This window comes from Cellulomonas sp. IC4_254 (assembly GCF_011603975.1).
Classification (GTDB): domain Bacteria; phylum Actinomycetota; class Actinomycetes; order Actinomycetales; family Cellulomonadaceae; genus Cellulomonas.
On the sequence record NZ_JAANNB010000101.1, the window covers coordinates 1 to 13,833 of the forward strand.

Sequence of the window (13,833 nt, forward strand, 5' to 3'; positions counted from 1 at the left end):
ACTGACCTCCGGGGTCGCGGCGGGCCCGGGGGTCGGCGACGGGCGGATCCCGCCGACGGGCGCGCCGGCACCGTCCGGTGGGCGGACCGATCCGCGTCAGCATCCGGATGCCGGGGGTCGGGAGGCCCCTGTCGGACCCGGCTCGTAGGGTGGCGGGCATGACGAGCGAGCAGGACCAGGGCGCGGCGACCGAGGGCGAGCGTCGCGCCGCCCAGGCGCTCGCGGACGCCGGGATCGCGCACGAGATCGTCCGGCACGGCCCGGTGCGCTCGCTGGCGGAGGCGGCCGCGGTCCGCGGCATCGACCCGTCGGGCATCGTCAAGACCCTGGTGGTGCGCCGAGGGGACGACGACTACCTGTTCGTGCTCGTGCCGGGCGACCGGACGATCTCCTGGCCGAAGCTCCGGGCGCTCCTGGGCGTGAGCCGGATGTCCATGCCGGACGCCGCCACCGCCAAGGAGGTCACCGGCTACGAGCGCGGGACCATCACGCCGTTCGGCTCGCTGCGCGCCTGGCCGGTGGTGGCCGACGAGCGGGTGCAGGGCCGACCGGCGTCCATCGGCGGCGGCGGGCACGGGGTCGGTGCGCGCGTCGACGGCGACGACCTGGTCCGGGTGCTGGGCGCGACCGTGGCCGACGTGACGGAGCCGCTGCCGGACGAGGCGGCCTGACCGCCCCACGCAGCGCGATCCCGACCGGACGGTCAAGGTCCGGTCAAGAACCACCCCGGGATCGGGGAACGAAGCAGCCGCCGGACGCGTTGTCCCCGACGGAGCACGCGCTGGTCGCGCCTCCGGCGGACGACAGGACGCGCGCTCGGCATGCGCGTGTGGCGCCGGGGGTCCATGATCGGGCGGCCCCACGCAGACTTGGAGAAGACGAGGACATGAACCTGACCGAGGATCCCGCCCCCATCGGGGGGATCGACGTGACCGCCGCGCACGGGCGCACGGTGGTCCGGCTGTGGGGCGAGGTCGACGGCGCGCTGCGGGCGGAGGCCTCCACCTCCATGGCGCAGGCGCTCGCGAGCACCGCGCCGATCGTGGTGGACGCGACGGAGGTCACGTTCATCGACTCGTCCGGCCTCGCGTTCGTGCTGCAGCTGAACCTGGCGGCGGGGGAGACGGCCCAGGGCCTGACGCTGCGCGACCCGCACCGGCAGGTGCTGGAGAAGCTCGACATGCTCGGCATGGCCGGCGAGTTCGCGCCCGAGCCCGAGCAGGCGCCGGAGCGCGCGATCGCCTGACCGCCCCCGGACCGTGCGCGGCGACGCGCCGGGCCGCCACGCCCGTCGTCCACAGGCGACGCCGGTCGTGCGCGGGGATGTCGGTGGCGGCGGCTAGTTTCGACGCATGCGGCTCCTGCACACCTCCGACTGGCACCTGGGCCGCACCCTGCACGGCGTCGACCTGACGTCGCACCAGCAGGCGTTCCTCGACCACCTCGTCGACGTGGTCCGCGAGGAGCGGGTCGACGCGGTGCTGGTCGCGGGGGACGTGTACGACCGCGCCATCCCGCCGGTCGAGTCCGTCGCCCAGCTGTCCGACACGCTGCGCCGGCTGTCCGAGCACGCCGCCGTCGTCGTGACGCCCGGCAACCACGACTCGGCGATCCGGCTGGGCTTCGGGGCGGACCTCATGCGCGACCGGGTGCGGGTGCTCGCGCGGCTCGACGACGTGACCCGGCCCGTGGTGCTGCCGGGCGACGGGCACGACGTGCTGGTCTACGGCCTGCCGTACCTCGACCCCGACGCGGCTCGGCACGCGCTGGCCGACCCGGGGGCCGACGGCCCGCTGCCGCGCTCGCACGCCGCCGTCCTGGGCGCCGCGATGGACCGCGTGCGCGCCGACCTGGCCGCGCGCACCACGGCGGCCGGTGCCGCCGGCCGGTCCGCGCCGCGCTCGGTCGTGCTGGCCCACGCGTTCGTGGTCGGCGGGGCGGCGAGCGAGTCCGAGCGGGACATCCGGGTCGGCGGCGTCGACCACGCGCCCGCGGCGGTGTTCGACGGGGTCGACTACGTCGCGCTCGGCCACCTGCACGGCCCCCAGCGGGTCGGCGACCGCGACGGGCCGACCGTGCTCCGGTACTCCGGCTCGCCGCTCGCGTACTCGTTCTCCGAGGCGCGGCACGCCAAGTCGACGGTGCTGGTCGACCTCGGACCGGCCGGCGCCCCCGAGGTCCGTTTGGTGCCGGCCCCCGTGCCCCGGCGGCTCGCCGACCTCACCGGGCCGCTCGACGACCTGCTCGGCGCGGCGGGCGAGCCGCACCTCGACGACTGGGTCCGGGTGACGGTGACCGACGCCCACCGGCCCGCCGACCTGTACCGCCGCGTCCGGGCCCGGTTCCCGCACGCCCTCGTGGTCCAGCACCAGCCGCCCCTGCGGGCGGCCGGCCCCCGGGTCGCCGAGGTGACGGCGGCGCGCGACCCGCTGGAGGTCGCCGCGGAGTTCGTGCAGCACGTCAGCGGCGCGCGGCCGACCGAGGCCGAGGCGGCGGTGCTGCGCCGCGCCTACGAGCAGGTCGTCGCCGCGGAGCGGAGCGCCTGATGCGGCTGCACACCCTGACCATCCAGGCGGTCGGCCCGTTCGCCGGCCGGCACACCGTCGACTTCGCCGCGCTGTCCGCCGGCGGGCTGTTCCTGCTCGAGGGGCCGACGGGCGCGGGCAAGTCCACGGTCATCGACGCCGTGGTGTTCGCGCTGTACGGCAAGGTCGCGTCGGCGTCCACGAGCGAGGACCGGCTGCGCTCGGCGTTCGCGGCGGACGACGTCGAGACCGTCGTGGACCTCGTGTTCGAGACCGGGTCCGGCGTGTACCGGGTGCGACGCACGCCGGCGTACGAGCGGGCGAAGAAGCGCGGCACCGGACGCGCGAAGCAGCAGGCCACGGTGAAGCTCTGGCGGCTCACGGCGCCCCCGGAGGTCACGCCGACCCCCGGAGGCGCCCCCGACCTCGACGGCGGCGAGCTGCTGTCCACCCGCCTCGACGAGGCCGGTGCCGAGCTGACCCGCGTGGTCGGCCTGGACCGCGCGCAGTTCGCGCAGACCATGGTGCTGCCCCAGGGCGAGTTCGCCGCGTTCCTGCGGGCCGACCCGGAGCAGCGCCGTGGGCTGCTGCAGCGGATCTTCGGCACCGAGGTCTACGAGCGGGTGCAGCAGCGTCTCGACGAGCTGCGCCGCGAGGCCCAGCGCGCGGTCGCCGAGGCCCGGACGGAGGTGCAGGAGTGCACCGCGCGGTTCGCGGGCGCCGCCGCGGCCGATGAGGACGGCGTCGCGGCGCTGCGCACGGCCGCGACGGAGGACGTCGAGGCGCTGGCCCCGCTGGTCGCCGACCGCCTGGCCGCCCTGCGGGCGCACGAGGACGCCGCCCGCGCGGCCGCCGACACGGCCGGGCGGCGGGTCGCCGAGGCCCGCGCCGCGTCCGACGGCGCCGGCGCGCGGCTGCGGCTCGTCCGGCGCCGCGCCGCGCTGGAGGAGGAGCGCGCCCGGCTGGCCGAGGGCGCCGAGCAGCACGCCGCGGACGTGGCCCGGGTGGACCGGGCGCGCCGTGCCGCGGTCGTCCGGCCGGTCCTGCGCGGGCTCGACGAGGCCCGCGGGACCCTCGCGGGCACGGACAAGGAGCTCCGCGCCGCGCTCGACGCCGCCCCGGCCGGCCTCGCCCCGGCGGACCCCGGTGCGGCGCTCGCGGACGCCGGCCTGCCGGCCGCGCTCGCGGGCGTCCGCGAGGCCAGCGCCGCGCTGGTCGCCACCCTCACGCGGGTCGTGGGCCTGGAGCGCACGCTGCCGCAGCGGGCCCGGGACCGGGACCGGCTGCGCGAGGTCCAGGCCACCCGCACCCGCACGATGGCCGAGGCCGACGACCTCCTCGCGCTGCGCCCCGAGGGGCGCGCCGCGCTCGTCGCCGACCTCGATGCCGCCACCGCGCTGGCCGCCACCGCCCCGACCCGCGCCCGCGACCTCGCCGACGCCGAGGCCGTGGCCGCCGCCGTGCGGGACCTGGCCGCCGCGGAGTCGGACCTGGCCGCCGCCACCGCCGCCCGTGCGGCCGCCGCGCACGCCGCCGTCGTCGCGGTCGAGGAGGAGTCCCGCCTGCGGCGCGCGCGCCTCGCCGGGTTCGCGGGCGAGCTCGCCGCCGGGCTCGTGCCCGGGGAGCGGTGCCCCGTCTGCGGCGGCACCGAGCACCCGCAGCCGGCGCCGCCCGGTGACGAGCCGGTCGCGGAGGAGGACGTCACCGCCGCGGAGGACGCCCGTCGCGCGGCGGAGGACGCCGTGCGCTCCGCCGAGGCCCGGGTCGAGGGCCGCACCGAGCGGTGCGCGGCGCTCCGCGAGCGGACCGGCGGCCTCGGTGCCGACCAGGGCGCGGTGGCCGCGGAGGCGGTCGACGGCGCCCGTGCCGCGCTCGCCGAGGCCCGTGCGGCCGAGGTCGCGCGCGAGCGGCTCCGGGCCGACGTCGCCGAGCACGACCGCGTCACCGACGACCTGCGCCTCACCCGGGCCGCGCTCGGCGAGGAGCACGTCGCCGCGGGGCACGCGCTCGCCCGGGTCGAGGACGAGCTCGCCCGGGACGTGGCCGAGGTCGAGGCCGCCCGGGACGGGCACCCGACCGTGCTGGCCCGGCAGGGCGCCGAGCAGGCGCGGGTCGACGCGGCCGACGGCGTGCTGGCCGCGCTGGACCGCCGCGCGGCCGCCGCCCGCGCCGTCGCCGACCGGGCCGCCGAGCTGGCCCGCGTGCTCGCCGAGCAGGACCTCGGCGACGAGCCCGCCGCCCGCGCCGCCGTGGCGGAGGCGGCCGACGTCGCCGCCGCGGAGCGTGCCGTCGAGGCCTACCGCACCGCCGTCGCGCGGGTGGAGCAGGGCCTGCGCGACCCGGAGCTCGCCGACCTGGCCGCCGGGGATCCCGGCGCGCTGGCCGCGGAGGTCGCCGAGCTCGAGCAGGCGCTCGCCGACGCCGTGGGCGCCGCCGACGCCGCCGGGGCGCTCCTCGGCTCGGTCCGGGACCGTGCGGCCCGCGCCGCCGACGCCGCCCGGCACGTCACCGCCTCGGCCGCCGCCCTGGCCGCCGCCGAGCAGCGGGCCGCGCCGGTGAGCCGCATGGCCCGCCTCGCCGGCGGCGCCGACGCGGACAACGCCCGCGCGCTGTCCCTCGCGACGTACGTGCTGGTGCGCCGGTTCGAGGACGTCGTGGCAGCCGCGAACGACCGGCTGCGCGAGATGTCCGACGGCCGGTACGAGCTGGAGCGCAGCGACGAGCGCGAGGACGTCCGCAGCCGCCGCACCGGTCTCGCGATGCGCGTCGTCGACCACACGACCGGTGCCGCCCGCGACCCGCGGACGCTGTCCGGCGGCGAGACGTTCTACGTGTCGCTGTGCCTGGCGCTCGGCATGGCTGACGTCGTCACGGCCGAGGCGGGTGGCGTCGAGCTCGGCACGCTGTTCATCGACGAGGGGTTCGGCACCCTCGACCCGCACACCCTCGACGCGGTGCTGGGCGAGCTCGGGAAGCTGCGCGCGGGCGGCCGGGTCGTCGGGGTGGTCTCGCACGTGGAGGCGCTCAAGCAGGCCGTCGCCGAGCGGATCGAGGTGCGCCGCCGGACGGACGGGTCGAGCACGCTGACCGTCGTCGCGGGCTGAGCCGCCGGTGGGCCACCTGGGACGGCCGGTGGGCCAGCTGGGACGGCCGGTGGGCCACCGGGGCCGGTCGGCGAGTCGTCACGTCCGGTGGGTGGCGCACCAGGTCCAGCCGAGCCGGTCACCAGGTCCAGCCGCGGGACGCCAGCTCGACCTCCTCGCGCATCCGCTCCCACGGGTCGCCCTTCGCCCGCGGCAGCACCTCGACGCCGGCGAGCCGGCACGCCTCGGCGAGCAGCGCGTCGTACGCGAGCTGGCTGGCGATGATCCGCTCCGCCCGCGCCCACGCGTGCGTGTCCTCCTCGAGCCGCCGCAGGTGGTCCGCGACGATCCCGAGCCGCACCTGGACGTGCAGCGCGTCGAACGGGTCGGGCGCGGGCGGCGCCCCGTGCCGGCCGTGCCGCACGCGGGTGGCGACCCGGTCCAGCACGCCGGCGACCCGGGCCCGGTGCCGCTCGCGGGCAGCGCGCCGTCGCGGCGACGACTCCGCCCCCGGGATCAGCCTGAGCACGGCGGCGAACGTCAGCGCCGGCAGCACGAGCCAGAGCAGCAGCCACCACGCCATCGGAGCACCTCACGGCCCAGCGTAGGTCGCGGGTGTGACGGGCGCCACAGTCGGGACCTCGGTCCCTCGGGGACGGGATCAGGGACGGACCAGGGTGCTCCCGGATGCCCGCGTGCGAGGAAGTGGCGGGACGATCCACAGGTTGGCAGGGGAGCGGCACGACCACGACCAGGGATGGGGATCATGGCCACGAACGACGGCACGCCGATCGCGAGCGCGCGCGGTCTGGTGAAGACGTACGGCACGGGCGAGGCGGCGGTGCGGGCGCTCGACGGCGTCGACGTCGACTTCGGCCGCGGGGAGCTCACCGCGATCATGGGCCCGTCCGGGTCCGGCAAGTCGACGCTGATGCACTGCATGGCGGGCCTGGACCGCCCGGACGAGGGCACCGTGGTGGTGGACGGCCTCGAGGTCTCCGCCATGAACGAGCGCAGGCTCACGCGGCTGCGCCGCGACCACCTCGGGTTCGTGTTCCAGGCGTTCAACCTGGTCCCGACGCTGACGGCGCTGGAGAACATCACGCTGCCGCTGGACATCGCGCGCCGCCCGGTGGACCGCGCGCACCTGGACGCCGTGGTGCAGGCCGTCGGCCTGGCGGACCGGCTCGGGCACAAGCCCACCGAGCTGTCCGGCGGCCAGCAGCAGCGCGTGGCGTGCGCGCGCGCCCTGGTGTCGCGGCCGTCCGTGGTGTTCGCGGACGAGCCGACCGGCAACCTCGACTCGACGTCGTCCGGCGAGGTGCTGGGCTTCTTGCGCCGGTCCGTGGACGAGCTGGGCCAGTCGGTGGTCATGGTGACCCACGACCCCACCGCGGCGTCCTACGCGCACCGGGTGCTGTTCCTCGCGGACGGCCGCCTGGTCGGCGAGCTCACCGACCCCACGCCCGACTCGGTGCTGGCCGCGCTGTCGTCGCTGCGCCCGGCCGCGTCCGCGTCCGCCGCCCCGGTCGCCGTCGCCGCCGCCGACGGGTCCCGCTGATGCTCCGGGTGGCGGTGCGCGGCATCCGCGCCCACCTGGTGCGGTTCCTGCTGTCGCTGCTGGCGGTCGCGCTGGGCGTCGCGTTCGTCGCCGGCACGTTCTCGCTGCGCACCATGATGTCGAGCACCTTCGACGGCATCGTCGACGCCGGCACCCCCGGCGACGCCTACGTCCGCGCCGAGCCCGCCGAGGGCACGTCGGTGGTGGAGGGCACCTCGGCCGGCCCCGCCGTGCCGATGACGCTGGCGGACGACATCGCCGCCCTGGACGGGGTGGCGCACGCGATCCCGGAGGCGCAGGGCTCGATCGTCCTCGTCGGCGCGGACGGCACCGCCGTCCAGAGCACCCAGGCCCCCAGCCTGGTGTTCTCCTACCTGCCGGACGACCCGTCGCTCGACGTCGTCGCGGGCCGGGGCCCGGAGCGCCCGGGCGAGATCGCGCTGGAGACGGCGACGCTGGCGAGCTCGGGGCTCGAGATCGGCGACACGACGCAGGTCGTGCTCGGCGGGCAGCTCTCGGACGCCGAGGTGGTGGGCCGGTTCGACATGGGCGCGCCGATGGCCGGCGCGACCCTCGTCGTGGTCGACCCGGGCACCGGCTACGCCCTGTTCGCGCCCGACGGCAAGGTCGCGGACATCGCGGTCTACGCCGCGGACGGGACCACCCCGGCCGAGCTGGTGGACGCGATCGCCCCGCTGGTGCCGGACGACCTGCAGGTGGTCACCGGCCAGCAGCTCCGGGACGAGAACAAGGACGCCATCGGCGAGATGCTCGGCTTCGTCACGACGTTCCTGCTGGTGTTCGCCGCGATCGCGCTGTTCGTCGGCGCGTTCATCATCTCCAACACCTTCGCGATGTCGGTCCGGCAGCGGATGCGCGAGTTCGCGCTGCTCCGGGCGGTGGGCGCGTCGCCGGCGCAGGTGTTCGCCTCGATCCTGGTGCAGGCGGCCGTCGTCGGCCTGATCGGCTCCGCTCTCGGCATCGCCGGCGGGCTCGGGCTGGTGCAGGGGCTGAAGGCGGTGTTCGAGGCGATGGGCATGGACCTGGCGGGGGACATCCCGGTCGACGGGGCCACGATCGGCGTCTCGCTGGTCGTCGGCACCGTGGTCTCCGTGCTGGCTGCGGCCGTGCCGGCGCGGCGCGCCGCCCTGGTCCCGCCGGTCGAGGCCATGCGCGACGACGTGGTGGTGCCCGAGCGGTCGATCCGGGTGCGCGCCGTCCTCGGCGCCCTGCTCACGGGCCTGGGCGCCGCGGCGGTGCTCGCGGCGGTGCTGAACACGGGCGAGGACACGATGGACGCCGCGCTCGGGGCGGGCGCCGCCGGCGTCCTGGTCGGGGTGCTCATGCTCGCGCCGAGCCTCGCGCGGTCGGTCGTCGGGGCGCTCGCCTGGCCGTTCGTGCGGCTGCTGCGGCCGGTGGGCCGGCTGGCGCGGGGCAACGTGGTGCGCAACCCGCGCCGCACCGCGAACACGGCGGGCGCGCTGATGATCGGCATGGCGCTGGTCGGCGGCGTGTCCGTGATCGCGACGTCGGCACAGGCGTCGGTCGCCGGGGTCGTCGAGTCGCAGCTGCACACCGACCTGGTGCTGCAGTCCGCCACCCGGGACGTCCCGAAGGGCGCGATCGCGGACGTCGAGGCGCTGCCGGAGGTCGGCGGGGCGGCCGCGTTCGCGTTCGCCCCGCTCGAGGTGCAGTCCGACGGGGACGGCGCCGGGACGCGGTACGTCGCGGGGGTCCGGGAGGACCTGTTCGACCGCACGATCGACGCCGAGACGGTGGACGGCGACCTCGGGTCGCTCGCCGACGGCGCGGCCGCCGTCCAGGAGGCAGCGGCGGACGAGGCGGGCTGGGCGGTCGGCGACACGCTCCGGATCACCGGTGCCACCGGCCCCCGCGACGTGACGGTCGGGGCGGTGTTCACCACCAACGTGATCGGCGCCCCCGTGGTGGTCGGCACCGACGTGCTCGACGCCCTGGTGCCGCCGGAGCAGCAGATGGTCGACCTGCTCGCGGTCGACGCCGCCTCCGGGATCGGGGTCGACGAGCTGAAGGACGCCGTCGCCGCGGCGGTCGCGCCCTACGTCGTGATCTCGGTGCTCACCCAGGACGAGTTCGTGTCGAGCATCGCCGACCAGGTGAACCAGGTGCTCGTCATCCTGTACGCGCTGCTCGGCCTGTCGGTGGTGATCGCGGTGCTCGGCATCGTGAACACGCTCGCGCTGTCGGTCATCGAGCGCACCCGGGAGATCGGCCTGCTCCGGGCGGTCGGCCTGGGCCGGCTCCAGCTCGCGGGCACCGTGACCGTCGAGTCGGTGCTCACGGCGGTGTTCGGCACCGTCGTCGGCCTGGTCGTCGGGGTGGCGCTCGCGTCCGCCCTGCCGTCGGTGTACGCCGACGACGGCCTGTCCGAGCTGGTCATCCCGTGGGGGAACCTCGCGGGCATGCTCGGGCTGGCCGTCGTCGTCGGGGTGCTGGCCGCGCTGTGGCCCGGCACCCGGGCGGCCCGGATGCGGGTGCTGGACGCGGTCAGCTACGAGTGAGGACCCACCCGTCCGGGCCGGCGAGGTCGTCGGCCCGGGCGGGACCCCACGAACCCGGCTCGTACGGCTCCGGCTCGGGGCGGTCCGGACCGAGCAGCGGGGCGAACGCCCGCCACGCCGCCTCCAGCCCTCGCGGGGTCGTGAACAGGGTCCGGTCGCCCACGAGCACGTCGTGCAGCAGCGAGGCGTACGGGGCCAGCGGGTCGCCCGGCTCGACGTCCTGCAGCGCCAGCGACGCGGTCCCGGTGGCGAGCCGCAGGTCGGGCCCCGGCTGCTTCACCGTCGTCGTGATGTCGATGGCGCCGTCGCCGGCCAGGGACAGGCTGATGCGGCCCGGGCCGGCCGGCTCGCCGAACAGCTCGTCGGGCGTCTTGAGCACCAGCGTGACCCGCTGCGCCGAGACCGCCATCCGCTTGCCGGTGCGGAGCAGGAACGGCACGCCGCGCCACCGGTCGTTGTCCACCCACAGCCGCGCCGCGACGAACGTGTCCGTCGTCGAGTCGTCGGCGATGCCGTCGATGTCCCGGTACCCGTCGAACTGCCCGAGCACCACCTCGGCGGGGTCGAGCGGGCGGAAGCACGAGATGACCGACTCGCGGGCCGTCGCCAGGTGGTCCGCGTCGAGCGCCGCCGGCGGCTCCATCGCGACCTCGGCGGCGATCTGGAACAGGTGCGTGACCAGCATGTCGAGCGCGGCGCCGGTCTCGTCGTAGAAGTCGGCCCGGTCGGCGACGTCCAGGGTCTCCGGGACGTCCACCTGCACCTGCGCCACGTGCTCGCGGCTCCACGCCCCGCCGAACAGCTCGTTGCCGAACCGCAGGACGTGCAGGTTCTGCGTCGCCTCCTTGCCGAGGAAGTGGTCGATCCGGAACACCTGGTCCTCGTCCAGGACCTCGTGCACCAGGGCGTCGAGCTCCTCGAACGACTCCGGGGAGGTGCCGTACGGCTTCTCGTAGACCACCCGGGCGCCGTCGGCCAGGCCGTGCACCCGCAGGGCGCGGGTCGTCGGGGCGAACGCCGACGGCGGCACCGCCAGGTAGTGCACGACCGTCACGTCGGCCTCGGCGCCGTCCCCGGCGAGGTCGCGGCGGGCGTCCCGGATCGCGTCGACCAGCTCGCCCGGCTCGTCCTCGGTGAACGTGAGCGCGTACGACACGTGGCCGTCGAGCGCGTCCGCGTGCCCGGGCTCGCCGTGCTCGTCGAGCGAGGACCGCACCAGGTCGGCCAGCTCGTCGTCGCCGATCGGCTTGCGGCCGGTGCCGATGAGCGCCCAGCGCTCCGGCAGCAGCCCGCGCGTGGCGAGCTGCGCCAGCCCCGGGTAGACCATGCGCTCCGCGAGGTCGCCGCGGGCGCCGTGCAGCACGAAGAGGACCGGCTTCTCGACCGGCGTGGTGGGTGCCATGCCGCGGCCCTTCAGAGCGCCGGCGGGTCGGTGCGCTCGGGGTGCCGGACCGGCGGTTCGTGCCGGCCCTCCCGCTTCTGCTGCTCCAGGTACTCGCGGGCCTTGGCGGTCGCCTGGTCGACCTTGCGGTCGGTGGAGTCCGACGTGCGCGACTTCACCGCGTCGGCGGCCTTGTCGATCGCCCCGGCGATCTTGTCCTCGTTGCCCGCGACGGCCTTCTTGGCCTTGTCGACGAAGTCCCCGATACCCATGTCCGCTCCCGTCGTCCCGCAGGTGGATGCCCTGCCCACGAGTCAACGTCGGGCCCCCGAGGCCCGCAACCGGGCGGCGACGGGGCCCGCACCCGCCCGCGCCCGCCCGCGACCGGCAGCGCCCGGCGGCAGCGGCGGTGTCGGCGGGGTGAAGGTCCTGTACCCGGGCTCGTCGCGCCCTCGCGGGGCCGGGGTCGGCCCGTACCCTCGGGGCGTGACCCGCACCCGCAGCCCCCGCCGCCGTGTCGGATGCGCCGTCGGCCTGATCGCCGCCGTGCTCGTCCTCGTCGGCGGTACCCTGCTCGCCGACCGCGTGACGCACTCGCTGGCCCAGGACGTCGCCGCGGACGCGGTGCGCTCGCAGCTCGACGCCACCGACCCGCAGGTGGACATCACGGGCTTCCCGTTCCTCACGCAGCTCGCGCGCGGCACCCTCGACGACGTGCACCTGACCGCCCCCGGCGCCACCCTCCGCGGGCTCGCCGTCACCGACCTCGACGTCGTGGCGACCGGCGTGGCCGTGCACGAGCCGCGCGGCGCCGAGCACGTGGTCGCGACCGCCACCGTCCCGACTGCCGCCCTCGAGCAGCTGCTCCGCGAGCGCACCGGCTGGGACCTGGCGCTCACCGTCGAGGGCGAGGGCCTGGCAGCCACCGGTGCGGTCGCCGGCGTGCCCGTCGGCGTCACCCTCGACCTCGCGCCCGCCGGCGCCGACGGTCTCGTCGCGACCATCACCAGCGCCTCGGTCGGCGGCTTCACCGTCGACGCCGGGCTGCTGCCCGACGGCCTGGCCTCCCGGATCGCGGAGGTCGACGTCGCGGACCAGCTGCCGGCCGGTGCCGAGGTCACCGGTGCGGTCGTGCAGCCGGACGGCCTGCACCTGACCGTCGAGCTGGCCGACGTGACCCTCGACAGCCTGTGAGCGGGTTCGTCGACACCCTGCGCGCGCTGCCCGGCGAGATCTGGGACCGCGCGACGACCGTCCAGCCGGCCCCAGGTCAGGCGGTGCTGCTCGGGACCCTCGCCGCCGCGCTGCTCTGCCTCGCGGTGCCGACGCTGTGGCACCTCAGCCGGCACCTGCTGACGATCGTGCACGAGGCGGCGCACGGCCTGGTCGCGGTGCTGTCCGGGCGCCGGCTGTCCGGCATCCGGGTGCACTCGGACACCTCGGGGCTCACCGTCTCCGTCGGCAAGCCGCGCGGGCCCGGCATGGTGGCGACGGCCTTCGCCGGCTACGTCGGACCCGCGGTGCTGGGGCTCGGGGCGGCGTGGCTGCTCGGACGGGGCTACGCGGTCGGGCTGCTCTGGGCGCTGCTGGTCGTGCTGCTGCTCGTGCTGGTGCAGATCCGGAACTGGTACGGCCTGTGGGCCGTGCTCGTCACCGGCGTGGTGCTGGTCGCCGTGACCTGGTGGGGGTCCGCGACGGTGCAGGTCGCGGTCGCCTACGCGGTGACCTGGTTCCTGCTGCTCGGGGCGCCGCGGGCGGTGCTCGAGATGCAGTCCCAGCGGCGGCGGGCGCGTGGGCGCGGCACGTCGGACGCCGACGTCCTCGCGCGGCTCACCCGCGTGCCGGGAGGGGTGTGGGTCACGGTGCTCCTGCTGGTGTGCGTCGGGGCGCTCGTGCTGGGCGGGTCGTGGGTGCTGGAGCGTCCGCTGCTCTGACCGCGCGGCTCGGGCGGGCTCGGGGACGTCAGCGCGTGACCGCGCAGCCGTCGAGCTGGCGGGACATCGCGTCGTGCTCCGCCTGCGTGACCCAGAGCCCGTAGGCGGCCTTCACGCGCACCTGCCGGACGACGTACGCGCACCGGTACCCGGTGCTCGGCGGCAGCCAGGTCGCCGCGTCCCCGTCGCCCTTCGCGCCGTTGGCGGGTCCGTCGACCGCGAGCAGGTTCGCCGGGTCGTTCGCGAACTGCCGGCGCGTCTCGGCGTCCCACTGCTGGGCGCCCTTCTGCCACGCGTCGGACAGCGCGACCACGTGGTCGATCTGCACCTCCGCGCTGCGGGGACCGCGCTCGAACGCGATCACCTCGTCGGTGTACGGGTCCGCGAGCGTGCCGGTGAGCACCACGCAGTCGTGCGTCCCGTCCTCGAACGTCACGTCCGTGAGGTCGCGGGCCAGCACGTCGTTGCGGGTGTCGCAGCCGTTGCGGTCGACGTCCGCCCACGCGGGGCCGAACTGGTCCCGGCTGTACCCGGTCTTCGGTGCGCGTCCCTTCACCGCCAGTGCGCCCAGCTCGGTGCGCGCGCGGTCGACGTCGGCGGCGGAGACGGGGAACCGCGCGGACTCGCGGGCCTCCGACCACACCGGGATCCCGACGCCGAGCGCGACCGCGACCACCAGGACGAGCCACGCCCATCCCAGCCGCCCCGCCCGGCCGCGGCCCGACGTCTGCCGCCCGGCCCGGGCGCGGCCGGACCCCTGCCGCCCGGCGCGGCCGCGGCCCGACCCTCGCCGGGCGGGCGGACGCCGC

12 protein-coding genes are annotated in these 13,833 nt (G+C 76.8%); 8 read left to right on the forward strand and 4 right to left on the reverse strand.

The window, feature by feature from the left end; all coding sequences use genetic code 11:
- Positions 1 to 158 precede the first annotated feature (158 nt).
- The 4 genes from G6556_RS11190 to G6556_RS11205 all read left to right on the forward strand — a co-directional run bounded on the left by G6556_RS11190 (position 159) and on the right by G6556_RS11205 (position 5,629).
- A complete protein-coding gene (locus G6556_RS11190) occupies positions 159 to 671 on the forward strand; it encodes a YbaK/EbsC family protein (RefSeq protein ID WP_166941314.1) in 513 nt (170 codons plus the stop codon).
- Between the two features lie 215 nt (positions 672 to 886).
- Entirely contained in the window at positions 887 to 1,246 is a 360-nt protein-coding gene (locus G6556_RS11195; RefSeq protein WP_166941316.1) for an STAS domain-containing protein, read from the forward strand.
- Between the two features lie 106 nt (positions 1,247 to 1,352).
- On the forward strand, positions 1,353 to 2,546 hold the full coding sequence (locus G6556_RS11200) for an exonuclease SbcCD subunit D (RefSeq protein WP_166941318.1): 1,194 nt from the start codon (positions 1,353 to 1,355) through the stop codon (positions 2,544 to 2,546).
- The gene (locus tag G6556_RS11205) at positions 2,546 to 5,629 is read left to right on the forward strand and encodes an AAA family ATPase (RefSeq protein ID WP_166941320.1); all 3,084 of its coding nucleotides are present in this window, start codon (positions 2,546 to 2,548) and stop codon (positions 5,627 to 5,629) included. Before G6556_RS11200 ends, G6556_RS11205 begins: the two co-directional genes overlap by 1 nt.
- A gap of 118 nt (positions 5,630 to 5,747) precedes the next feature.
- Here G6556_RS11205 and G6556_RS11210 read toward each other — a convergent pair whose 3' ends face one another.
- Positions 5,748 to 6,191, reverse strand: coding sequence for a hypothetical protein (locus G6556_RS11210; protein WP_166941322.1), 444 nt, complete (start codon positions 6,189 to 6,191; stop codon positions 5,748 to 5,750).
- A gap of 183 nt (positions 6,192 to 6,374) precedes the next feature.
- Here G6556_RS11210 and G6556_RS11215 point away from each other — a divergent pair, with 183 nt between their 5' ends.
- Both G6556_RS11215 and G6556_RS11220 read left to right on the forward strand, forming a co-directional pair.
- Positions 6,375 to 7,169, forward strand: a complete 795-nt coding sequence (locus G6556_RS11215) for an ABC transporter ATP-binding protein (protein ID WP_166941324.1) — start codon at positions 6,375 to 6,377, stop codon at positions 7,167 to 7,169.
- The gene (locus G6556_RS11220; protein WP_166941326.1) at positions 7,169 to 9,709 is read left to right on the forward strand and encodes an ABC transporter permease; all 2,541 of its coding nucleotides are present in this window, start codon (positions 7,169 to 7,171) and stop codon (positions 9,707 to 9,709) included. The genes G6556_RS11215 and G6556_RS11220 overlap by 1 nt, the downstream gene beginning before the upstream one ends.
- Here G6556_RS11220 and G6556_RS11225 read toward each other — a convergent pair.
- Positions 9,696 to 11,111, reverse strand: a complete 1,416-nt coding sequence (locus G6556_RS11225) for a glucose-6-phosphate dehydrogenase (RefSeq protein WP_166941328.1) — start codon at positions 11,109 to 11,111, stop codon at positions 9,696 to 9,698. The two genes, G6556_RS11220 and G6556_RS11225, sit on opposite strands and share 14 nt — an antisense overlap.
- An 11-nt stretch (positions 11,112 to 11,122) precedes the next feature.
- On the reverse strand, positions 11,123 to 11,362 hold the full coding sequence (locus G6556_RS11230) for an antitoxin (protein WP_166941330.1): 240 nt from the start codon (positions 11,360 to 11,362) through the stop codon (positions 11,123 to 11,125).
- A gap of 214 nt (positions 11,363 to 11,576) precedes the next feature.
- Here G6556_RS11230 and G6556_RS11235 point away from each other — a divergent pair, with 214 nt between their 5' ends.
- Both G6556_RS11235 and G6556_RS11240 read left to right on the forward strand, forming a co-directional pair.
- Positions 11,577 to 12,284, forward strand: a complete 708-nt coding sequence (locus G6556_RS11235) for a DUF2993 domain-containing protein (protein ID WP_166941332.1) — start codon at positions 11,577 to 11,579, stop codon at positions 12,282 to 12,284.
- On the forward strand, positions 12,281 to 13,024 hold the full coding sequence (locus tag G6556_RS11240) for a M50 family metallopeptidase (protein WP_346774843.1): 744 nt from the start codon (positions 12,281 to 12,283) through the stop codon (positions 13,022 to 13,024). The genes G6556_RS11235 and G6556_RS11240 overlap by 4 nt, the downstream gene beginning before the upstream one ends.
- A 28-nt stretch (positions 13,025 to 13,052) precedes the next feature.
- Here G6556_RS11240 and G6556_RS11245 read toward each other — a convergent pair whose 3' ends face one another.
- On the reverse strand, positions 13,053 to 13,724 hold the full coding sequence (locus G6556_RS11245) for an HNH endonuclease family protein (protein ID WP_166941334.1): 672 nt from the start codon (positions 13,722 to 13,724) through the stop codon (positions 13,053 to 13,055).
- Positions 13,725 to 13,833 lie beyond the last annotated feature (109 nt).